The following is a 22,258-nucleotide window of genomic DNA, read 5'->3' as shown; positions in this document are numbered from 1 at the left end:
ACCTGGAACCCCCGCGCGATGCCCGCCCACAGCCCCTCCGGCGACGTGGGCGCCGGCCGTCGCGAAGCCCACGTCGCCGGAGGGGCTGTGGGCGGGCATCGCGCGGGGGTTCCAGGTGGCGCGGGCGGATGAAGCGCTGCTCATGGCCATGGGCGGGACGCTGGCCATCGCCATCTGCATCGCGCCGTTCACGGCGCTGGCGCCGGTGATGGCCATCCGGGTGTTCGGGCAGGACGCGGGCGCCACGTCCATGCTGGTGACGGCGCAGGGCGCGGGCGCGCTCCTGGCGGCGCTCTCCGCGGGCACGCTGGCGGACCGGATGGGACGGGGGCGGCTGTTGGAGGTGAGCCTGCTGCTCATCGGGCCCGTGGCGGCGGCGTACTGGTGGTCCCCGTCGTTGGGCGTCGCGACGGTGGCGGTGCTGCTGCTGGGGGCGCTGTACATGCTGACGCTCACGGGGCTGGCCACGCTGTGCCAGGCGCGCGTGTCCGGGGAGCTGCAGGCGCGCATCGCCAGCCTCAACTCCATGCTGCTCTTCGTGGGCTTCACGGTGGGCGTGTGGTCGCAGGGCGCGCTCGCGGACCGGCTGGGCGTGCGGCCCGTCATGGGGGGCGCGGCGTTCGGGTTCCTCCTCTTCACCGTCCTCCTGCGCACGCTGCGCTCGCGCGGCTTCGCGGCCTACGAAACCTGACGAAAGCCATCCGATGACGACCTCTTCGCCGGTTGCTCCGGGCAAGAAGCGCGCCCCGTTGCCCCTCGTCCCCAGGACGGAGGCGCTGCCGCTGTCCTTCATGCAGCAGCGCCTGTGGTTCCTGGCGCAGATGGAGGGCACGAGCGCCACGTACAACGTCTACTTCTTCGTGCGGCTCACGGGCGCGCTGGACGCGGGCGCGCTGGAGGGGGCCCTGCAGGGCGTCGTCGCCCGGCATGAAGCGCTGCGCACCACGTTCGCTTCAGTGGACGGGCAGCCGGTGCAGCGCATCGCCCCCGCGCTGACGCTGACGCTCCGGCGGGAGGACCTGTCGGACGCGGGCGACCGGGAGCGGGCCCTGCGCGAGCACGCGGAAGCGGAGGCGCGCACGCCGTTCGACCTGGCGCGCGGTCCGCTGGTGCGGGCCACGCTGGTGCGGCTCTCGCCGGAGGAGCACGCGCTGCTCTTCGTCACGCACCACATCGTCTGCGACGCGGTGTCGCTGGGGTGGATGGCGAACGAGCTGAGCGCGCTCTACACCGCCGCCACGAAGAACGAGCCGCCCCGGCTGCTGGAGCTTCCGGCGCAGTACGCGGACTTCGCGCACTGGCAGCGGCAGACGCTCACCGGGGACTTCCTGGAGGCCGAGCGCGCGTGGTGGAAGGAGCGGCTCGCCGGAGCGCCGCCCGCGCTGGAGCTGCCCACGGACCGGCCGCGCCCGCCGCGTCAGACGTCGCGGGGCGCGGTGTACCGGCTGCCCATGCCTCCGGCCCTGGCCACGGGCATCCGCGAGCTGAGCCGCAAGGCGGCCGTCACGCCGTACATGACGCTGCTGGCGGCGTTCCAGGTGCTGTTGTCGCGCTACAGCGGCCAGGAGGACCTGGTGGTGGGCACGCCCGTGGCGGGGCGCGGACGGCGGGAGGTGGAGCGGCTCATCGGCTTCTTCGCGAACACGCTGGCCTTGCGGCTGGACACGTCCGGCGACCCGGCGTTCCTCGCGCTGCTCGGCCGCGTGCGCGAGGTGTGCCTGGGCGCGTACGCGCATCCGGACATGCCCTTCGAGCAGCTGGTGGACCTGCTCGTGCCCCAGCGCGATCCCAGCCGCTCGCCGCTGTTCCAGGCGATGTTCGTGCACGTGAACTCACCGTGGGCCGCGCTGAAGTGGCCCGGCCTCACCGTGACGGAGCTGGACTTCGAGCCCGGCGTCGCGCGCTTCGACATCACCCTCTTCCTCTACGAAGACCCCAGCGGCATGGAGGCGCGCTGGGAGTACAACGCCGACCTCTTCGACGAGGCGACGATGGCGCGCATGGCCGCGCACTACGCGCGCCTGCTGGAGGGCGCCGTCGCGAAGCCCGAGTCCCCGGTGTCCGCGCTGCCGCTGTTGACTCCGCCCGAGCGTGAACGCGCGGTGAGGGATTGGAACGACACCGGCGCGGACGTGGCGGTGCACTCCGGTGTGCACGCGCTCTTCGAGGCCAGCGTGCGGAGGAGCCCTGACTCCATCGCGGTGCGCTTCGGGGAGGCGAGCCTCACGTACGCGGAGCTGGACCGGAGGGCCAACCGCGTCGCCCATGCGCTGCGCCAGCGCGGCGTGGTGCCGGACACGGCGGTGGGGCTGTGCGTGGACCGCTCCCTGGAGCTGGCGGTGGGCGTGCTGGGCATCCTCAAGTCCGGTGCGGCCTACTGCCCGTTGGATCCGGCCTATCCGCCGGAGCGGTTGGCGCTGATGCTGGAGACGTCTCGCGCGAAGGTGCTCGTCACGCGGCGTTCCCTGGCGTCGGGGCTGCCGGAGGGCGGCGCGGAGCGGCTGTTCCTGGAGGACGACCTCGCGACGCCGGACACCACGCCGGACACCACGCCGGCCCCCGTGGGCGGGCCAGACACGCTGGCCTACGTCATCTTCACGTCGGGCTCCACGGGCGTGCCCAAGGGCGTGGCGATGCCGCACCGCCCGCTCTTCAATCTCATCCAGTGGCAGGTGCGCCGCTCCACCGCGCCCCGGGGCCGCACGCTCCAGTTCTCCGCGCTGAGCTTCGATGTCTGCTTCCAGGAGATGCTGCCCACGTTCGCCGCGGGCGGGGAGCTGGTGCTCGTGTCGGAGGACACGCGGCGCGACGGCCGGGCCCTGCTCACGCTGATGCGCGACCAGGGCGTGGAGCGCATCTTCCTGCCATTCGTCGCCTTGCAGCACCTGGCGGAGGTGGCGGACTCGGACGGGCTGCTGCCCACGTCACTCAAGGAGATCAACACCGCGGGCGAGCAGCTCCGGATGACACCCGCGCTGCGCCGGCTGCTCCACGCGCTGGACGGGTGCGTGCTGGACAACCACTACGGCCCCACGGAGACGCACGCAGCCTCGGCGCACGTGCTGACGGGGAACCCGGACGCGTGGCCGGACCTGCCGCCCATTGGCCGCACCATCACCAACGCGCGCACGTACCTGCTGGATGCGCGGTGGGAGCCGGTGCCCGTGGGCGTCGCGGGCGAGCTGTACATCGGCGGCGCGGGGCTGGCGCGCGGCTACCTGCACCGGCCGGACCTCACGGCGGAGCGCTTCATGCCGGATCCGCTGAGCCCGCATCCGGGCGCGCGGCTGTACCGCACCGGCGACTTCGCGCGGTACCTGCTGGACGGCACGCTGGAGTTCCTGGGGCGGCGCGACGCGCAGGTGAAGATTCGCGGCTATCGCATCGAGCTGCCGGAGGTGGAGGCGGCGGTGGCGAAGCTGCCGGGCGTGAAGGACGTCGCGGTGGTCGCGCGGGAGGACGCGGCGCGGGGCAAGCACCTGGTGGCCTACGTGGTGACGCAGCCCGGAGCGGACGTGGACGCGGGCGGGCTCAAGGCGGTGCTCCGCGACCGGCTGCCGGAGTACATGGTGCCCGCGGCCTTCGTGTTGCTGGAGGCGTTCCCCCTCACTCCCAGCGGCAAGCTGGACCGCCGCGCCCTGCCCGCTCCGGACGATGACGCGGACGCGGCCCGTGCCTTCGTGGCCCCGCGCACGCCCCTGGAGACAGAGGTGGCGGGTGTCTTCGCCGCGCTCCTGCGGCTGCCGCGCGTGGGCGCGCAGGACCACTTCTTCGAACGGGGCGGCCACTCCCTCCTGGCGACCCAGGTGACCGCGCGGCTGCGCGACCGGCTCCAGGTGGAGCTGCCCGTGCGCGCCCTGTTCGAGAACCCCACCGTGGAGGAGCTGGCGGCCCACATCGCTTCATTGAGGACGGAGACGGGCGGAGAGGCGCTGCCGCTGGTGCCCCGCCCGCGCGACGAGGTGCCCCCGCTGTCCTTCGCCCAGGCGCGACTGTGGTTCCTCTCCCGGATGGATCCGGACGGGTTCTCGTACAACCTGCCGTGGTTCACGCGCTGGAGCGGGCCGCTGGATGACGGCGCGCTGGAGCGGAGCCTCCAGGGGCTCGTCCAGCGTCACGAAGCGCTGCGCACCACCTTCGTGGAAGAGCACGGGCAGCCGGTGCAGCGCATCGCCCCGGTGCTGGAGCTGCCGCTGCGGCGTGAGCGCGTGTCCTCGCATGAGGAGCTCACTCGGCGCGCGGAGGCGGAGGTCCGCCTTCCCTTCGACCTGGCCCGGGGGCCGCTCGTGCGTGCGACGCTGGTGCACGTGCGGGACGGGGAGCACGCCCTGCTCGTCACGTTCCACCACATCATCTGCGACGGCTGGTCGCTGGGCGTGTTGGAGCGAGAGCTGATGGCGCTCTACCGCGCGGCGACGGGAGGCGCCCCGGCGCTGCTTCCCCCGTTGTCCATCCAGCCCGCGGACTACGCGCGCTGGCAGCGGCAGGCCTGGGTGGGCTCGGAGATGGAGTCCCAGCTCGGCTGGTGGAAGGCACGGATCCAGGACGCGCCGGCCTCGCTCGCCCTGCCCACGGACCGGCCGCGTCCGGCGGTGCAGACCTTCGAGGGCGCGCACCTGTCCCGGAGGGCCTCGCCCGCGCTGTCGCGGGCCCTGGAGGCGCTGGCCCAGCGTGAAGGGGCCACGCCCTTCATGCTGCTGCTGGCGGGCTTCCATGCGTTGCTCGCCCGCTACAGCGGTCAGGACGACCTCGTCATCGGCGCCCCCCTCGCGGGCCGCGAGCGTCAGGAGCTGGAGGGGCTGGTCGGCTTCTTCATCAACACGGTGCCTCTGCGCATCACCGCGCGCCGGAACGCGAGCTTCCGCGACCTCGTGGGCCGCGTGCGCGACCTCACGCTGGAGGCCTTCGCCCACCAGGACCTGCCCTTCGAGCAGCTGGTGAGCGCGCTCCAGCCCGAACGCGACCCCAGCCGCTCGCCGCTGTTCCAGGTGATGTTCGTGCTCCAGAACGCAGGAGGCCCCGCCGCGAGCGCCCTGCCGGACCTGTCCGTGGCGCCGCTGGACGTCGAGACGGGGATGGCGAAGTTCGACCTCACCCTCTTCGCCCGGGAGTCCCCGGAGGGCCTGGACCTCGTCTGGGAATACAACACCGCCCTCTTCGACGAAGCGACCGTCGCGCGCATGGCCGGGCACTACACGCGCCTGCTCGCGGCCGCCGTTTCCCAATGGGAGCAGCCCCTGGCCGCGCTCCCGCTGCTCACCGACGAGGAGCGCCAGCGGCTGCTGTCCGACTGGAATGACACCCGCGCCGATTATCCGCGCGAGGCGTCACTGACCGCCCTCTTCGAGGAACAGGCCGCGAGAGCGCCCCAGGCCATCGCGGTGGAGTTCGAGGGCCGCCGGCTGACGTACGGAGAGCTGGACGCACGCGCGAATCAGCTGGCGCACCACCTGCGCGCGCTGGGCGTGGACGTGGGCACCCCGGTGGGCCTGTGCACCAGCCGCTCGCTGGAGATGGTCGTGGCCACGCTGGCCATCCTCAAGGCGGGAGGGGCCTACGTCCCGTTGGATCCCGCGTATCCCACCGAGCGCCTCCTCTTCATGGCCCGGGACACGCGCTTCCCGGTGCTGCTGGTCCAGCCGGGCCAGGAGTCGAAGCTCGCGACGCTGGAGGCACGCGTCGTGACGCTGGAGCCCTCGTGGGACGTCTTCGCGCGCGAGTCCACGCGGTCACCGCGAATCACCGTGCCCGCCGAGGCGCTGGCGTACGTCATGTACACGTCCGGCAGCACCGGCCGGCCCAAGGGCGTGTGCATCCCGCACCGGGGCGTGGTGCGGCTGGTGAAGGGCACGGCCTACGCGCGCTTCGGGCCGGAGGAGGTCCTGCTCCAGCTGGCGCCCATCTCCTTCGACGCGGCCACGCTGGAGCTGTGGGGCGCGCTCCTGCATGGCGCGAAGCTCGTGGTCTTCCCGGCGCGGCAGCCCTCGGTGGAGGAGCTGGCCCGGGTGCTGGAGCAGCAGGGCATCACCACGCTGTTCCTCACCACGGCCCTCTTCGAACAGATGGCGCAGCTCCAGCCCCAGGTGCTCGCGCGCATGCGGCAGGTGATGACGGGCGGCGACGTGTTGTCCCCCGTGGCCGCGCGACGGATGCGCGACGCGGGCCGGGACGTCATCAACGTCTACGGCCCCACGGAGAACACCACCGTCTCCACCTTCCATCCGCTGGAGGGCACGGTGGTGGACGGACGCCCCGTGCCCATCGGCCGGCCCATCGCCCATTCGCAGGCGTACGTGCTGGATGCACTGGGCGCCCCCGTGCCGGTGGGCGTGGCGGGCGAGCTGCACGTGGGCGGTGACGGCCTCGCGTGGGGCTATCTGCACCAGCCCGCGCAGACCGCGGAGCGCTTCGTGCCGCATCCGTTCAGCACCACGCCGGGCGCACGGCTGTACCGCACGGGCGACCGGGTCCGGTGGCGGCAGGACGGCGTCCTCGACTTCCTGGGGCGCGATGACTCGCAGGTGAAGGTGCGCGGCTTCCGCATCGAACCGGGAGAGGTCGAGGCCGCGCTCAAGGCCTCGCCGGGCGTGGAGGACGCGAGCGTCGTCGTGCGCGAGGACGCCCCTGGCGACAAGCGGCTCGTGGCCTACGTCACCGGCTCCCGGGTGGACGTGGGCGAATTGCGCGCGCACCTGTCCACGCGGCTGCCAGCGCACATGGTGCCCTCCGCGTTCGTGAAGCTGGAGCGGCTGCCGCTGACCCCGTCGGGGAAGGTGGACCGCAAGGCCCTGCCCTCGCCGGACATGCGGGCGGGACAGGACTCCTACGTGGCGCCGCGCGAGGGCTGGGAGTCCCTGGTGGCGGAGCTGTGGGCGCCGCTGCTGGGCGTGCCCCGCGTGGGCGCGCATGACCACTTCTTCGAATTGGGCGGACACTCGCTCCTGGCCACGCGGGTGGTGTCGCGGCTGCGGGACGTGCTCCAGCAGGACGTGCCCCTGCGCCTGCTGCTGGACTCCCCGACGGTGTCCGGGTTCGCGCAGCGGCTGGAGGCCCTGAAGAAGGGAGGCCGCGGGCCGCCGGTCCCGCCCATCGTCGCGGCGCCGCGAGAGCAGCCGCGGCCCCTGTCCTTCGCGCAGCAGCGCCTGTGGTTCCTCGCGCGGCTGGATCCGGGAGGGAGCGCGTACAACGTGCCCTTCTTCCTGCGGCTCGACGGCCCGCTGGACGTCCCCGCGCTGGAGGCCGCGCTGGATGCGCTGGTCCAGCGGCACCATGCCCTGCGGACCACGTTCAGCGAGGCCGGGGGCCACCCGGTGCAGCACGTCCGGGAGCACCGGCCGTTCACGCTCGCGCTCGAGGCCCTGGACGGGGACGCGCTGCTGCGCCCGCGCGCGGAGGCGGAGGTGAGGAAGCCCTTCGACCTGGAGCGCGGCCCGCTGGTGCGCGCCACGCTGATCCGCACGGCTCCAGAGCGGCACGCGCTGCTGCTGGTCATGCACCACATCGTGTGTGACTTCTGGTCCATCGACATCCTGGTGCGCGAGCTGAAGGCCCTCTACACGGCACGGCACCAGGGCGAACCGCTGGCCCTGCCGCCCCTGCCCGTGCAGTACCCGGACTTCGCCGCGTGGCAGCGCCAGGTGATGGCGGGCGAGACCCTGGAGGCACAGCGCGCCTGGTGGAAGCAGCACCTGGAAGGCGCGCCGACGACGCTGGAGCTGCCCACCGACAGGCCCCGGCCGCCCGTGCAGTCCTTCCAGGGCCTCCAGCTCGCGCGCCCGCTGCCCGCCGCCTTCCCCGCCGCCGTGCAGTCGCTGGCACGCGACGCGGGCGTCACGCCCTTCATGCTGCTGCTCGCGGGCTTCCACGCCCTGCTCGCGCGGCACAGCGGCCAGGATGACCTCGTCATCGGCACGCCCATCGCGGGGCGCGGCCAGCTCGCGGTGGAGAACCTCATCGGCTTCTTCACCAACACCCTGGCCCTGCGCGTGGACGCGTCCGGCGCGGCGAGCTTCCGCGCGCTCCTGGGACGCGTGCGGGAGGCCTGCCTGGGCGCCTATGCCCACCAGGACATGCCCTTCGAACAGCTGGTGGACGCGCGGGGCCCCACGCGGGATTTGAGCCGCTCTCCCCTGTTCCAGGTCATGTTCGTCTTCCAGAACGGCGGCGCGCCCTGGGAGCTGCCCGGCGTCTCCGTCAGCACCCTGGCCTTCGAGCCGGGCCTGGCGAAGTTCGACCTCACCCTCTTCGTGCGCGAGACGCCGGAGGGCTGGTCGAGCCTCTGGGAATACAACACCGCCCTCTTCGACGAGGCGACGGTGGCGCGCTTCGCGGACCACTACACGCGGCTGCTCGAAAGCGCGCTCGCGGCACCGGATGCGCCCCTGGGCACCCTGCCCCTGCTCGCGGAGGCAGAACAGCGGCAGCTCGCGGCGTGGGCGCTCCGGCCGGTGGCATACCCGGCCGTGTCCAGCGTCCACGCGTTCTTCGAGGCCACCGCCACGCGCACGCCTGACGCCATCGCGGTGCGCTTCGGGGATGCGACGCTCACTTACGGAGAGCTGGAGCGGCGCTCGAACCAGCTGGCGCACCACCTGCGAAAGCTGGGCGTGGGGGCCGACGTGCGCGTGGGCATCCACCTGCGCCGCTCGCTGGAGCTGCCCGTGGCGGTGCTGGGCACGCTCAAGGCGGGAGGCGCCTACGTCCCGCTCGACCCGGCCTATCCGCCGGAGCGGCTCACCGCGATGCTTCAGGCTTCGGGCGCGGAGGTGCTGCTCACCACGCGCGAGCTGCGCGACGTGCTGGGCGGCGATGCGGTGCGGGTGCTGGAGCTGGACACGCAGGCGGACGTCCTCGCCCGGCAGTCCGACATGCGGCCCGAACCCCAGGGCAACGCGCAGGCGCTCACCTACGTCATCTTCACCTCCGGCAGCACCGGGACGCCCAAGGGCATCGCGATGCACCGCGAGGCGCTGGTGAACCTGCTGCACTGGCAGCTGGGGGACTCGGTGGCGCCCGGGGCGCGCACGCTCCAGTTCTCCGCGCTGAGCTTCGACGTGTCCTTCCAGGAGCTCTTCGCGACCTGGGCCGCGGGCGGTGAGCTGGTGCTCCTCGACGAGGAGCTGCGCCGCGACCCGAGCCAGCTGCTGACCCTGATGGAGGGCGCGGGCATCGAGCGGTTCTTCATGCCCTTCGTCGCGCTCCAGAACCTGGCGGAGGCGGCCGAGCGCGAGGGCCGCCACCCTCGCGGCGTGCGGGAGATCATGGTGGCGGGAGAGCAGCTGCGCATGACGCCGGTGCTCCGCCGCTTCATGAAGCGCACGGGGGCCGTGCTGCACAACCACTACGGCCCGTCCGAAGCCCATGCCGTGTCGTCGCTCTCCCTGAAGGGCGACCCGGACGCCTGGCCGGCGCTGCCCTCCATCGGACGGCCCCTCCTCAACGTGGCCGTGTACGTGCTGGACGCGAACCTCCAGCCGGTGCCGAGGGGCGTCACCGGAGAGCTGTACGTGGGCGGCGTCCAGGTGGGCCGCGGCTACTTGAACCAGCCCGCCCTCACGGCGGAACGCTTCATCCCGGATCCGCTCGGTGCCACGCCGGGAGGCCGGCTGTACCGCACGGGTGACTGGGCACGGCACCTGCCGGACGGCACGCTGGAGTTCCTGGGCCGGCGCGACGCGCAGCTCAAGGTGCGCGGCTTCCGCATCGAGCTGGGAGAGATTGAAGCGGCGCTCGCGCAGCATCCGGCGGTGCGCGACTGCGTCGTCGACGCCCGCGACGACGGAGGCGGCCAGAAGCGGCTGGTGGCCTGGGTGGTGGGCGCGGCCGGACGCACGCCGGACACCGCCATGCTGCGCGGCTTCCTCAAGGAACGGCTGCCGGAATACATGGTGCCCTCGCGCTGGGTCCCGCTGGAGCGGCTGCCCCTGACTCCCTCGGGCAAGGTGAACCGCAAGGCCCTGCCCGCGCCGGAGGGCGTCCGCGAGCCTTCAAGCGCCCTGCTGGGACCGCGCACGCCGCTGGAGCTGCAGCTCGTGCGCATCTGGGAGGAGGTGCTGGGCGTGCATCCCATTGGCGTGCGCGACAACTTCTTCGAGCTGGGTGGACACTCGCTGCTGACGCTGCGCCTGCAGTCCGCCATCCACTCGCGGCTGGGCCGGTCCCTGCCGGTGACGGCGCTCTTCCAGAACGCCACCGTGGAGCACCTCGCGAGCCTGCTCCGGGGCGCCACGCCCTGGACACCGAGGGTCGTGCTCCAGAAGGGCCAGGAGGGAGTGCGTCCCTTCTTCTGCGTCCACGCGGTGGGCGGCAACGTCGTGCCCTACGCGGAGCTGGCCCGGGCGCTGGGACCCGCGCAGCCCTTCCATGGACTCCAGGCCCGGGGCCTGGACGGCGCGGAGCCGCCCTGCGACTCCATCCCGGAGATGGCGGCCCTCTACGTGCGCGCGGTGCGAGAGGTCCAACCTCATGGCCCCTACCTGCTGGGCGGCTGGTCCATGGGAGGCAGCGTCGCGTGGGAGATGGCCCACCAGCTGCGGCGCGAGGGCGAGACGGTGGCGCTGCTCGCGCTGCTCGACTCGTCCGCGAGCCTGCACTCCGGCAACCCGGACGACCTGAACGCGAAGGCGCGGCTGAGCGCGCTGTTCCTGGAGGACCTGCTGCGCGCGTCGGGCCATCCACTGCCGCCGGGCGACAGCCTCTCTCCGGCCCGGTGGATGGAGGCGCTGGAAGCGGCCAGCCAGCCCCTGTTCGCCGCGGAGCAGTCACTGCGCCAGATGCGCCACGCGTTCGAGGTCCACCTGAACGCGGCCTGGGTCTACGAACCGCCTCCGGCCCGCGGGCCCTTCACCCTGTTCGAAGCGGAGGGCTCGCGCTGGGACCACGGCTGGGCCGCCTACGCGCCCGGCGGGCTGGACGTGCACACCGTGCCCGGAGACCACTACTCCTTCCTCAAGCCCCCGCACCTCAAGGTGCTGGCCGCGAAGCTGCGGGAGGCCATCACGAAGGCCCAGGACGCACGGTAGGGCGGCTCACGGCGCGGGTGGAGGGGCACCGTGGACCGGCACCCGCCACCCGGGGGGATTGATGGGGACTTCCGCCTGCGCACCCGGCGTCTCGCGGGTCGCGCGGATGATGCGGGCGGCTGGGGTCCAGTCCTGCTCAGGGCCCCATGGCTCGAAAGTCCACCGCGAGAAGGCCAGGCCCACCACACAGACACAAAGGGCCGCGCCAAGGACGGCCCGGAACCGGGTCAGCGCCGCGACCCAGAGGATGAGCGCCGCCGGGAACGCGAACAGCATGTAGCGGCCAGGCATCACGATGGGATTGCTGAAGACGCCGAACGAGGGGTGCTCGGCGGCCCCCGCGCGCACGTACCAGGTGAGCGGAATCAACAGGAAGGCACACGCGCAGGCGGACAGCAGCAAGGCCCGCGGACGCGCGGGCACCCGGCGAAGGCCCAGGACGAGCACGGCGATGAACCCGACCGCGATGGCGAGCCGCACCACGAGCGACCGGTGGAAGTAGGACCGCGTCCCTGCTTCGCCTATCACCGGGTACAGCACGAAACGGACGCTGAACGTGTTCCACAGGTGCTCGGCCATGCGCGGAAGCGGCCAGGCGGTGAAGTCCGCGGCGGCCATGCCTGACTGGCGGAAGAGCACCATGTTCACCCCCGCCGGCACCGCCAGTACCGCCGCCGCCAATCCCTCCCACAGCACCGAGCGGAGGGGCTGTCCATCGCGCCACCGCAGCAGGCCGCGCAAGAAGAAGACCGGCGCCATCAACACGCCCTCGCCCGCGCTCGTGGCCGCCGCGAGCAGCAACGCCGCGTCGGAGATGCCCAATGGGCGCTCCAGGTCCTGGAGCGCCACGAGCATCACGCCGTAGAAGAGGACGGAGTGGAGGTTGGCGAGGTTGCCCATCACCTCCCACGTCCCTGGCAGGAAGCAGAACGCCACGGCGAGGAGGACGCGGACACCGTCATGGGGCACCAGCCAGCGGCAGCGCACGCGCGCGATGAGTGCGAACACCGCCGCGTTGATGGCCAGGAGGACCCACGCCAGTCCGAGCGCGAACGCCTCGATGGGCAGGCGCGACAGCCCCCAGGCCAGCAGCCGGGGGACGATGTGCAGATAGCCCGCGTAGGGCTTGAACGTCGCGCCCAGGCCATGCGCCAGCGCATCCGCCAGGAACACCGGCCCATCCTCCGCCCAGAGGTGGGCGTGGGCGATCCGCTCATGCGAGCGCAACGTCAGCACCGCGAAGCACGCCAGCAGCGCCGTCACATAGGGGGCACGCAGGCACGCTCCGCCCAGGTCCATGGGACGACGGAGGGAGTGCCACCACGGGGAGGAAGAATCAGCCATCGCGGCGCCCGTATACCATCCCGCGCGACGGGGCCGGCAGCCCACCGGCCCCGCCTCCCGTGCCCGGACGACAGCGCTTCCATCCGGAGCTGCTGGCAGTCGTTGTTGGACCCGGTGGACCAGGGCTCGCCGGCCTGACAGCGATCACCGCGCCGGACGCGGAGGCCCATGCACGGTGATTCCCCATCCGGTGGGATTGATGGGCACAGCGGCCTGCGCACCCGGCGTCTCACGGGTCGTGCGGATGAGCCGGGCGGTCCGGGCCCAATCGCGCTCGGCGCCCCACGGCTCGAAGGTCCACCGGGGAAGGGCCAGCACCACCACCGAGACGCAGAGGCCCGCGGCGAAGAGGGGCCGGAACCGCGCCAGCGCCACCCCCCAGAGGGCAAGCCCCGCCGGAAGCGCGAACAGCATGTAGCGGTCCTCCACCACGCCCGGATCCCGGAACTCGCCGAACGTGGGGTAGTCCGCGGCCCCCGCGCGCACGTACCAGGTGAGCGGAATCAACAGGAAGACGCACGCGCACGTGACCAGCAGCAGCACCCGCTGACGCGCGGGCACCCGGCGAAGGCCCAGGACGAGCACGGCGATGAACCCGACCGTCACCAGCGCCCGCACCACGAACGGACGGCGGAAGTAGGACAGGGTCCCTCCGTCGCCCAGCACCGGGTGCAGCACGTAGCGGACGTTGAGCGTGTTCCACAGGTGCTCGGCCATGCGCGGAAGCGGCCAGGCGGCGAAGTCCGCGGCGGCAATCCCCGACTGGCGGAAGAGCACCATGTTCACCCCCGCCGGCACCGCCAGTACCGCCGCCGCCAATCCCTCCCACAGCACCGAGCGGAGGGGCTGGCCATCGCGCCACCGCAGCAGGCCGCGCAAGAAGAAGACCGGCGCCATCAACACGCCCTCGCCCGCGCTCGTTGCCGCCGCGAGCAGCAGCGCTCCATCGACGACGCCCAGCGGGCGCTCCAGGTCCTGGAGCGCCACGAACATGACGCCGTAGAAGAGGACAGAGTGGAGGTTGGCCAGGTTGCCCATCACCTCCCACGTCCCCGGCAGGAAGCAGAACGCCACGGCGAGGAGGACGCGGACACCGTCATGGGGCACCAGCCAGCGGCAGCGCACACGCGCGATGAGTGCGAAGACCGCCGCGTTGATGGCCAGGAGGGCCCACGCCAGCCCGAGCGCGAACGCCTCGATGGGCAGGAGCGACAGACCCCAGGCCAGCAGCCGGGGGACGATGTGCAGATAGCCCGCGTAGGGAATGAACGTCGCGCCCAGGCCATGCGCCAGCGCGTCCGTCAGGAACACCGCCCCATCCTCCGCCCAGAGGTGGGCCTGGGGGATGCGCTCGTGCGAGCGCAACGTCAGCACCGCGAAGCACGCCAGCAGCGCCGTCGCATACGGGGCACGCAGGCGGTCCATGCCCACATCCATGGGACGGTGGATCAGGCGCCGCCACCGGGAGGAAGAATCGGCCATCGCGGCGCCCGTATACCATCCTCCGCGACGGGGCCGGTCTCCCACCGGCCCCGCCTCCTCCGCGCGGACTACAGCGCTTCCATCCGGAACTGCTGGCAGTCGTTGTTGGACCAGGTCCACTGCTGGAGCAGCGTGCCGTCACCGCTGCCCTGCTGGCAGCCCGTCACGTCCAGCACCTTGCCGCTGTGGCGAGCCTCCAGCCGGTAGTAGCCGTTGCCCAGGTTCACCGGCTTGAACTGCTGGTTGCTCCCGCCGCCGTAGGACCACTGCTGGAACCCCGCGCCGTCCGCGGTGCTCACTTCCTTCACGTCCAACGCCTTGCCGCTGTGGCGCGACACGAAGCGGTAGTAGCCGCTGTCCGTCGCCTCCATGGACCACTGCTGGCTTGCGCCCGTGTGGCAGGCCCACTGGTGGATGACGGCGCCGTCCGCCGTGCTGGGACCGCTGATGTCCACGCACCGCCCGGACGCCTTGTTCACCAGCCGGTACGCCCCCGTGCCGCCGCCCGTGCCCTGCGCCACGGAGTAGATGGCGTTGAGCAGCGACGTGCTCCCGGACGTGTCCTGGGACAGCTCCCAGATCATCACGCCGCCATTCTGCTTCCCCAGCTGCGTCTTCGCCTGGATGGTCGCGATGCCGTTGTAATAGACGTCCCCCACGTTGTCCTTGTAGGGCGCCTGCGAATCACGCGCGACGAGCTCCGAGTAGCCCACGTAGCTAGACGGCGAGCGGCCATAGAACGGCACGCCCAGCACCGCCTTGGACGCCGGCAGTCCGCGCCCCTTCCAGTAGTTCAGCGACTGGACCGCCAGGTCATACGTCGAATGGGGCTGCCCGCCGTCGTACGCCATGATGTTGAGGAAATCGACGTCGTTGAACACCGACGCCGGCACCCCGCCGCCCGTGGAGCCGTATGCCACCACCGCCGCCGTGAGCAGCTTGCCGCGGCTGTGCATCGCGGTGCCCAGCTGGTTCATCAACAGCGCGTAGTTGTTCCCCGACGTGCCCGGGTCCGGGTACTCCCAGTCGATGTCCACGCCGTCCAGCCCGGCCGCGTTGACGAAGTTCACCACGTTGTTCACGAACGCCGTGCGCGCGCTCGCGTTCGCGGCCATCTGTTCGAAGCCGCTGTCGTTGCCGTCGTTCCAGCCACCGACGGCGATGAGCACCTTCACGCCCTGCGCGTGCGCCAGCGTCACCAGCGAGCGCAGCCGCGCGTCTCCGCTGCTCACCCCCGTGAGCCCACCGGACGCCGTGGGCAGCGCGAACGCGTAGTTGATGTGAGACAGCTTGGAGTACTGCAGCGTGTTCACGTCCCCCGCCCACGTCGGCACGTAGCCCACCACCCGCGTGGACAGCGCGGCGGCCTCCACCTGCCCCAGGGCCTCCCCGGCGACGGGAGCGTCCTCCGGGCCCGAGCAGCCCCCCAACGATGCGAGAAACACGGCGCCCAGCGCCCACGTGCGGAACGGCGTCGAAGTACGAGACACAGCAGGACTCCTGCGAAGGGGTTGAACGGGACTGACCCGTAAAACCCACTAAGCAGCTTTGTCCGGAAGACTCAACGATTCATCGCTCAGCAGCACCGGCCGCCTCCAGCGCGGTAGCGGGCCTGGAGGCGGTCGTTGAAAAACTCCGCGTAGGTCATCACCGCTCTGTCCGGATGGTGACGGCGCATGTGGGCGACGTAGGTGTCGTAATCCGGCACGCCGATCATGGACCGTGCGGTGCGCACGGCCTGGCGCCAGCCGCGGCGGAGCGCCTGCGTGAGTGCGCGCCTCACGGCTTCACCGGGAGGGCCGAGGCCACGTAGGGCGTCTCATGGGAGGTGGGCACCGGCGAGCGGCGGGCCCGGAGCGCGGCGCGCACGCCGAAGAGCACCGTGGCCACCACCACCACCATGAAGAACACGGTGAGGGCGGCGTCCAGGTAGTCGTTGCGGATGATGGCCTCCATCTCCTCCACGGACTTCGCCGGGGCGATGAGGCGCCCTTCCGCCGCGGCCTGGGAGAAGGCGCGTGCGTGGGCCACGAAGCTCACGCGCACGTCGCCGCCGAGCACCTTCTGGAAGCCAGCGGTGAGCGTGCACAGCACCAGCCACGCGGCGGGGATGGCGGGCACCCACACGTAGCGCTCGCGCTTCATCTTCACCAGCACCACGCAGGCCAGCGTGAGCGCGATCGCGGCGAGCATCTGGTTGGCGATGCCGAACAGCGGCCACAGCGTGTTGATGCCGCCCAGCGGATCCACCACGCCCTGGTAGAGGAAGTAGCCCCAGGCGGCCACGCACAGCGCGGTGGCCAGCAGGTTCGCGCCCCAGGACTCCGTGCGCTTGAGCGGCGCGTACACCAGGCCCGCCAGCTCCTGAATCATGAAGCGCCCCACGCGCGTGCCGGCGTCCACGGTGGTGAGGATGAAGAGGGCCTCGAAGAGGATGGCGTAGTGGTACCAGAAGGCCATCATCCCCTGCCCGGACACCAGGCCGTGGAGGATCTGCGCCATGCCCACCGCCAGCGTGGGCGCGCCGCCCGCGCGGGACAGGATGGACGTCTCACCGATGTCGCGCGCCGTCTGCTCCAGCACCTCCGGGGTGATGACGAAGCCCCACTCGCTGAGCGTGCGCGCCGCCTGCACCGCCTCGGTGCCGATGAGCGCCGCGGGCGAGTTCATGGCGAAGTAGACGCCCGGCTCCAGCACCGACGCGGCGATGAGCGCCATGATGGCCACGAAGGCCTCCATCAGCATGGCGCCGTAGCCCACGAGCTTCGCGTCGCCCTCCGTGGCCAGCATCTTCGGCGTGGTGCCGGAGGCGATGAGCGAGTGCCACCCGGACACCGCGCCGCACGCGATGGTGATGAAGAGGAACGGGAACAGGCTGCCGGAGAACACCGGCCCGGAGCCGTCCACGAACCGCGTCACCGCCGGCATGCGCATGTGCGGCGCCGCCAGCACGATGCCCACCGCCAGGAGCAGCACGGTGCCAATCTTCAGGAAGGTGGACAGGTAGTCGCGCGGCGCGAGCAACAGCCACACCGGCAGCACCGCCGCGCAGAACCCATAGCCGATGAGCAGCCACGCCAGCGTGCGGCTGTCGAAGGTGAACCAGGGGCCCCAGGACGCGGACTCGGAGACCACGCCGCCCAGCCAGATGCTGAGCATGAGCAGCACGAAGCCGGCGATGGACACCTCCAGCACCTTGCCGGGGCGCACGTAGCGCAGGTACAGGCCCATCATCACCGCGATGGGGATGGTCATCGCCACGGTGAAGGTGCCCCAGGGGCTGTGCGCCAGCGCCTTCACCACCACCAGCGCCAGCACCGCGAGGATGATCATCATGATCATCAGCACGCCCACCATGGCCGTCACGCCGGCCGCGGGCCCCAGCTCCATGCGCACCATGTCGCCCAGCGACTTGCCGTCGCGCCGCACGGACAGGAACAGCGTCACGAAGTCCTGCACCGCCCCGGCCACCACCACGCCCGCCAATATCCACAGCGTGCCGGGCAGGTAGCCCATCTGCGCCGCCAGCACCGGGCCCACCAGCGGCCCCGCGCCCGCGATGGCCGCGAAGTGGTGACCGAAGACGACCCACCGGTCCGTGGGCACGTAGTCCAGGCCGTCGTTGCGGAGCTCGGCGGGGGTCGCGCGGGTGGGGTCGACCTGGAGCGCTTTTTCGGCAATGAAACGGCCGTAGAAACGATATCCCAGCATGAAGACCGCGACCGAGGCGACCACCAGCCAGATGGCACTGATGGACTCCCCCCGGTGCAGCGCCACCACGCCCAGGCTGAAGGCTCCGGCCAGCGCCAGGGCCACCCAACCCAACTTCCGAGCGACTCCACCCATGATGTCTCCCGTCGGCGGGCAGGCCACCCCTACCCCGCGCGTGGTTTATAGCGCACGCCCCGCGTCCCCCCGTCCCGCGCGCGGCGGGGTGTCCGGTGGTGGAGGAAGTCGGCGCAACGTCATTGTCCTCGTCCTCGCGGGCCTGTTCGCCGCGTGCGCCACGCCGCGCGCCACGGCGAAGGCCAGCGCCCCGGATGCGGAGGGCGTGTGGCGCTCGCGCGGCTACGGCTGGCTGCTCACGGTGGCGCCGGAGGGCATGCGCCTGCACCACGAGACGGCGGCGGGGTGCTATCCGGATCCATCATCGCCCCTGGAATTGAAGGAGCTGTTCGGAGCGCAGGAGCCGGGGCCCTCCGAGGACGTCCGGGACTTCCTCTCCGCGCCGGGCGAGACGCGCTACCGCTTCGACCGCCTGACCGCCCTGCCCGACCGCTGCGACACACCGCACGTGTGGAGCGCGGTGGAGCTGTTCGATGTCTTCCGGGCGACCTTCGCGGAGCACTACGCCTCCTTCCCCCAGCGGGACCCGGACTGGCTGGCCCGGCTGGACGCGCAGCGCTCGCGGGTGACGCCGGGCATGGATGCACACGCGCTGTTCACGCTCTTCGCGGACGCGCTCCGCTCGTTGAACGATGCGCACGTGGAGCTGGTCGCGGACGAAGCGTCGTCGGACACGCTGACGTACGAGGCCCGTCCCACGGGCACGTTCGCGATGCTGGAGCAGGCGGCCGTCGCGATGAACCGCCCCCCGAACGAGGTGCAGCGGGAATGGATGCGCGCCTACCGCGACGGCATCCTCCAGACGGTGCTTCACGGCGAAGGACATCACGTCGCGAACCAGCGCGTCCTCTGGGGCTTCGCGGCGCCCCGCGTCGCCTATCTCAACCTGCTGACCATGGGCGGCTTCGTCGCCGGGACGGAGGAGGCAACGCCCACGCTGACCCAGGAACTGGCCGCGCTGGAGCCGGTCCTGGATGAAGCGCTGGCCGCCTTCGCGGGCGCGGGCGCGCTCATCCTGGACGTGAGCAACAACCGGGGCGGCTACGACGCCTTCGCTCGCGCCATCGCGGAGCGCTTCACGGCTCAACCCCGGCGCGCGTACACCAAGTGGGCGACGGGCGCGAAGGACGTCCCGCCGCAGGTGTTCACGCTCCAGCCCACGTCGCGTCCGTCCTTCCACGGCCCGGTCTACGTGGTGACGAGCGACGTCACCGTCAGCGCGGGCGAGGTCCTCACACTGGCCCTGCGCGCGCTCCCGAACGTCGTGCACGTAGGCACGGCCACGCGGGGCGCGTTCTCCGACATGCTCGTCAAGCCGCTGCCCAACGGGTGGACGGTCCACCTGTCCAACGAGCACTACACCGGCGCGGACGGAGAGGACTACGAGGCGCGGGGCCTGCCGCCCCAGCGGCCGCTGGACGTCTTCGGAGACGGCAAGGACCTCTGGCACGCCCATGCGAAGGCCCTTCGTGCGCTGGCGGATTCACTGCCGCCTCCGGGGGCGAAGTCCACGCCGTAGGAAGCGAGCAGGCTGTCACGCCATGCCATCGCGGCAGGGACGACCTACCTCTCCAGCGGAAGTCTCCACCGTCGTCCAAGAGGAGCCCGCCCGATGCCGACCCGTTCTCCCACCCGCAAACTGAAGGATCCGAAGGGCGGCCTCACGGCGGCGGGCCGCGAGTGGTTCCACGAGAAGGAAGGCGCGAACCTCAAGCCCGGCGTGAAGGGCAAGGCGGACACGCCGGAGAAGCTGCGCCGCAAGGGCAGCTTCCTGCGCCGCCACTTCACCCACCCGCGCGGGCCCATGGTGGATGACAAGGGCGAACCCACGCGCCTCGCGCTGTCCGCCCGGGCCTGGGGCGAGCCCGTGCCCAAGGACACCGCCGCGGCGAAGCGGCTCGCCACCAAGGGCACGAAGCTGCTGGAGCGCTACCACGCGGAGCAGGAGGGCGCGAAGCCCACCGCCAGGCGCTCCGGCGCCAAGAAGACGCGGACTGCCGTGGCGGCCCGCCGTGCGACGGCGAAGAAGCGCGCGCCCTCCACCGCGCGGAAGACCGCGACGCGGAAGCGCGCGAAGAAGGCCTGAGCCCCGCGGCTGCCTCAAGGCCGGAGCGTGAGAGGCACGCCCGCCCGGGGAAGCGTGACGTAGTCCGACGGTTCGAAGTGCTCCACCCGGTGGCGGAAGGCCGTGGTGGAGCCAGGCCAGAGGGCGGAGTTGCGCCCCGAGGCATCCATGTACCAGCTCCGGCACCCGCCCTGGCTCCATACGGAGCGGGACAGCCGCGCCTCCAGGTCGCGCACGAAGGCGTCCTGGGCTCGTGGATCCGGCTCCACGGCGGCGGCGCCCCGGGCCTCCAGGTAGCGCAGCGCGCCCAGCACGTGCTCCACCTGGGCCTCCATCATCAACAGCACGGAGGTGTGGCCCAGGGTGGTGTGGGGCCCCTCCAGGAGGAAGAGGTTGGGGAAGCCGCTCACGGTGGTGCCCAGGAAGGCCCGGGGACTGCCCGCCCAGACCTGCGCGAGCGTCCGGCCGTCCCGGCCCTGGAGGTGGTGCCCCAGGGGCATGTCCGTCGCCTGGAAGCCGGTGCCGAAGATGAGCGTGTCCACCGGATGGACGGCGCCATCTCCGGTGACGACCGCGTCCTCGCGCACCTCGCGGATGGGCGCGGTGACGACCTGCACGTTCGGGCGCGTGAGGGCCGGCAGGTAGTCGTCGGAGACGAGGATGCGCTTGCACCCCATCGTGTACCGGGGCGTGAGCCGGTCGCGGAGCGACGGGTCCTTCACCCCCTTCAGCATGTGCCAGAGCACCCCTCGCTGCGCGAACCGGAAGATCCACGGGTGCTGGAAGCCCAGGGCCAGGCCGTCGCGCAGGATGCGCAGCGCCTCACGCAGAAGCCACCGTGCGCCCGGCACCCACCGGTACAGGGCCTTTCGCAGGGCGCTGTTGGGCTTGTCACCCCGGGGCAACACCCACGCGGGCGTGCGCTGGAAGAGGACGAGCCGGCCCACCTCCGGCTGGATGGCCGGCACGATCTGCGCCGCCGACGCGCCCGTGCCCACCACGCCCACCTGACGTCCGGCCAGCGCGTAGCTCACATCCCACCGCGCCGAGTGCATCACCTTGCCCCGGAAGCGCTCCAGGCCGGGCAGCGGTGGAATCACGGGCTCACTCAACGTGCCCACCGCGGCCACGAAGACGTCCGCGGTGAGGACGCCGTGGGGCGTCTCCAGCACCCAGCGCCGCGCCGTCACGTCCCACTTCGCGGAGAGGACCGCGTGTCCGAAGCGCAGGAAGGGTTCCAGGTGGAACCGCCGCACGCAGTCGAGCAGGTACGCCTGGATCTCCCATGCCGGTGCGTAGGCGCGCGACCAGCCGGGGTTCGGCGCGAAGGAGAACGAGTACAGCAGTGACTGCACATCGCACGCGCAGCCGGGATAGACGTTGTCGCGCCAGACGCCGCCCACCTCGTCCGCGCGCTCCAGGATGATGAAGTCGTCAATGCCTTCCTGCCTCAGCCGGATGGCCATGCCCAGCCCGGCGAAGCCCGCACCCACGATGGCGATGCGCACGTGCCGGGGAAGACGGGAAGACACCGGACGGACCTCCTGGAAGCGATGGGGCACGGAGCCCTGGCTCTTCATGCTGTGCACATTCCACCGCGCCCGCACCCCATCCGCATGACGTGGGAGGGCTTTCGCCGAGGAGACACCCCGGCCCTTCGCGCCCCGCCTGCGCACCAGCGAGCGACATCAAGTCCCCACCACCTCCGCGCGGGTGATGCGGTCCAGCCGGAAGTGGCGCCGCTCACCGGACGCGAGGTCCACCGCGTCCAGGCGCGTCTCGTGCCGGTCCATCACCACGGACTCGATGCGCACCTCGCGCACCGTCTCCAGGAAGTTGCCGTCCACGTAGGTGATGCGCAGCGGCTGGCGCTCGAACCACGCGCGCTCCAGGGCCTCACGCACGGGCTTGCGCGTGGGCAGCGACGGCACGCCCAGGAACGTCAACTCGCGTAAGCGGGCCAGCAGCTCGCGCTGCGCGGACGTGGACAGCGCCGAGCGCACCTTGTCGAGCGCCGACTCCAGCGTCCCCGTGAAGGGCAGCAGCCGCATGTCGATGGCGAACCGCCCCAGCGCCACCACCAGCGCCGCCTCGCGCGCGGTGAAGTTCACCGGCGGCAGGCTGTAGCCCCGGTCCAGCGCGTAGCCTCCGCCCCGGCCCCGCTCCGCCCCCACCGGCAGTGCCGCGGCGCGCAACGCGTCCAGGTCCCGGTAGATGGTCCGGATCGTCACGTTGAAGCGCTCCGCGAGCACCTCCGCGGTGACGCCGGTGCGGCGGCCCCTCAGGTACTCCGCGAGGGCAAAGAGTCGCTCGGTGCGCTGCATGGCTGGCTGAATCCTGACATACCGCTGTCAGCCAGGGCCCTCAAGCTGGGGCCGAGCCCCAGCGATGCGAAGCCCTTCCGACAGCGCCACGCCGCTCCTGTCCGCCCACCCTTGCGAAGCGGGCCCCCGCGCGCCTAAGAGCGCCAGGAGCAGCGTCCGCGCGCCCCGCCTTCCGT

Annotated in this window: 11 protein-coding genes; 4 read left to right on the top strand and 7 right to left on the bottom strand. The window is 71.9% G+C overall.

All coding sequences use genetic code 11. From position 1 onward, the window contains the following. On the top strand, nucleotides 1-691 hold a 691-nt coding region (locus D7W81_RS25620), incomplete at its 5' end, for an MFS transporter (protein WP_147445623.1). A gap of 13 nt (nucleotides 692-704) precedes the next feature. Further along, nucleotides 705-11,021 carry a non-ribosomal peptide synthetase gene (locus D7W81_RS25615; RefSeq protein WP_120558022.1) on the top strand — a complete coding sequence of 3,439 codons (10,317 nt, stop codon included), beginning with the start codon at nucleotides 705-707 and terminating at the stop codon, nucleotides 11,019-11,021. Between the two features lie 6 nt (nucleotides 11,022-11,027). On the opposite strand, the gene D7W81_RS25610 is transcribed toward D7W81_RS25615, so the two are convergent. From D7W81_RS25610 to D7W81_RS25590, 5 genes are all read right to left on the bottom strand, one after another. Then, nucleotides 11,028-12,365: a hypothetical protein gene (locus D7W81_RS25610; protein WP_147445622.1), complete on the bottom strand. Its 1,338-nt coding sequence runs from the start codon at nucleotides 12,363-12,365 to the stop codon at nucleotides 11,028-11,030. 144 nt (nucleotides 12,366-12,509) lie between these two features. Then, entirely contained in the window at nucleotides 12,510-13,790 is a 1,281-nt protein-coding gene (locus D7W81_RS25605; protein ID WP_147445621.1) for a hypothetical protein, read from the bottom strand. 125 nt (nucleotides 13,791-13,915) lie between these two features. Further along, nucleotides 13,916-15,337: an RICIN domain-containing protein gene (locus D7W81_RS25600; protein ID WP_120558019.1), complete on the bottom strand. Its 1,422-nt coding sequence runs from the start codon at nucleotides 15,335-15,337 to the stop codon at nucleotides 13,916-13,918. Nucleotides 15,338-15,423: 86 nt separating this feature from the next. Next, entirely contained in the window at nucleotides 15,424-15,630 is a 207-nt protein-coding gene (locus tag D7W81_RS25595) for a YbdD/YjiX family protein (RefSeq protein WP_120558018.1), read from the bottom strand. Next, complete coding sequence (locus D7W81_RS25590) at nucleotides 15,627-17,693, bottom strand: carbon starvation CstA family protein (protein ID WP_120558017.1); 2,067 nt, start codon at nucleotides 17,691-17,693, stop codon at nucleotides 15,627-15,629. Before D7W81_RS25590 ends, D7W81_RS25595 begins: the two co-directional genes overlap by 4 nt. On the opposite strand from D7W81_RS25590, the gene D7W81_RS25585 reads away from it, so the two are divergent. Continuing rightward, nucleotides 17,692-19,212 carry a S41 family peptidase gene (locus tag D7W81_RS25585; protein ID WP_158621687.1) on the top strand — a complete coding sequence of 507 codons (1,521 nt, stop codon included), beginning with the start codon at nucleotides 17,692-17,694 and terminating at the stop codon, nucleotides 19,210-19,212. The two genes, D7W81_RS25590 and D7W81_RS25585, sit on opposite strands and share 2 nt — an antisense overlap. A gap of 93 nt (nucleotides 19,213-19,305) precedes the next feature. Then, nucleotides 19,306-19,779, top strand: a complete 474-nt coding sequence (locus D7W81_RS25580; RefSeq protein WP_120558016.1) for a DUF6321 domain-containing protein — start codon at nucleotides 19,306-19,308, stop codon at nucleotides 19,777-19,779. A 14-nt stretch (nucleotides 19,780-19,793) separates the two neighbouring features. On the opposite strand, the gene D7W81_RS44200 is transcribed toward D7W81_RS25580, so the two are convergent. Both D7W81_RS44200 and D7W81_RS25570 read right to left on the bottom strand, forming a co-directional pair. Further along, nucleotides 19,794-21,290 carry a flavin-containing monooxygenase gene (locus tag D7W81_RS44200; RefSeq protein ID WP_279637850.1) on the bottom strand — a complete coding sequence of 499 codons (1,497 nt, stop codon included), beginning with the start codon at nucleotides 21,288-21,290 and terminating at the stop codon, nucleotides 19,794-19,796. Between the two features lie 156 nt (nucleotides 21,291-21,446). Next, entirely contained in the window at nucleotides 21,447-22,082 is a 636-nt protein-coding gene (locus tag D7W81_RS25570) for a helix-turn-helix transcriptional regulator (RefSeq protein WP_120558014.1), read from the bottom strand. Nucleotides 22,083-22,258 lie beyond the last annotated feature (176 nt).

Source organism: Corallococcus aberystwythensis (genome assembly GCF_003612165.1).
GTDB classification, from domain to species: domain Bacteria; phylum Myxococcota; class Myxococcia; order Myxococcales; family Myxococcaceae; genus Corallococcus; species Corallococcus aberystwythensis.
Note: the sequence above shows the minus strand (reverse complement) of the source record. Positions and strands in the feature narration are given on the sequence as shown.

What these genes read in the sequence shown, in the direction of transcription:
- D7W81_RS25615 (WP_120558022.1), top strand. Translation starts at nt 705, where the DNA reads ATGACGACCTCTTCGCCGGTTGCTCCGGGCAAGAAGCGCGCCCCGTTG.
- D7W81_RS25610 (WP_147445622.1), bottom strand. Translation starts at nt 12,365, where the DNA reads ATGGCTGATTCTTCCTCCCCGTGGTGGCACTCCCTCCGTCGTCCCATG.
- D7W81_RS25605 (WP_147445621.1), bottom strand. Translation starts at nt 13,790, where the DNA reads ATGGACCGCCTGCGTGCCCCGTATGCGACGGCGCTGCTGGCGTGCTTC.
- D7W81_RS25585 (WP_158621687.1), top strand. Translation starts at nt 17,692, where the DNA reads ATGATGTCTCCCGTCGGCGGGCAGGCCACCCCTACCCCGCGCGTGGTT.
- D7W81_RS25590 (WP_120558017.1), bottom strand. Translation starts at nt 17,693, where the DNA reads ATGGGTGGAGTCGCTCGGAAGTTGGGTTGGGTGGCCCTGGCGCTGGCC.
- D7W81_RS25580 (WP_120558016.1), top strand. Translation starts at nt 19,306, where the DNA reads ATGCCGACCCGTTCTCCCACCCGCAAACTGAAGGATCCGAAGGGCGGC.
- D7W81_RS25570 (WP_120558014.1), bottom strand. Translation starts at nt 22,082, where the DNA reads ATGCAGCGCACCGAGCGACTCTTTGCCCTCGCGGAGTACCTGAGGGGC.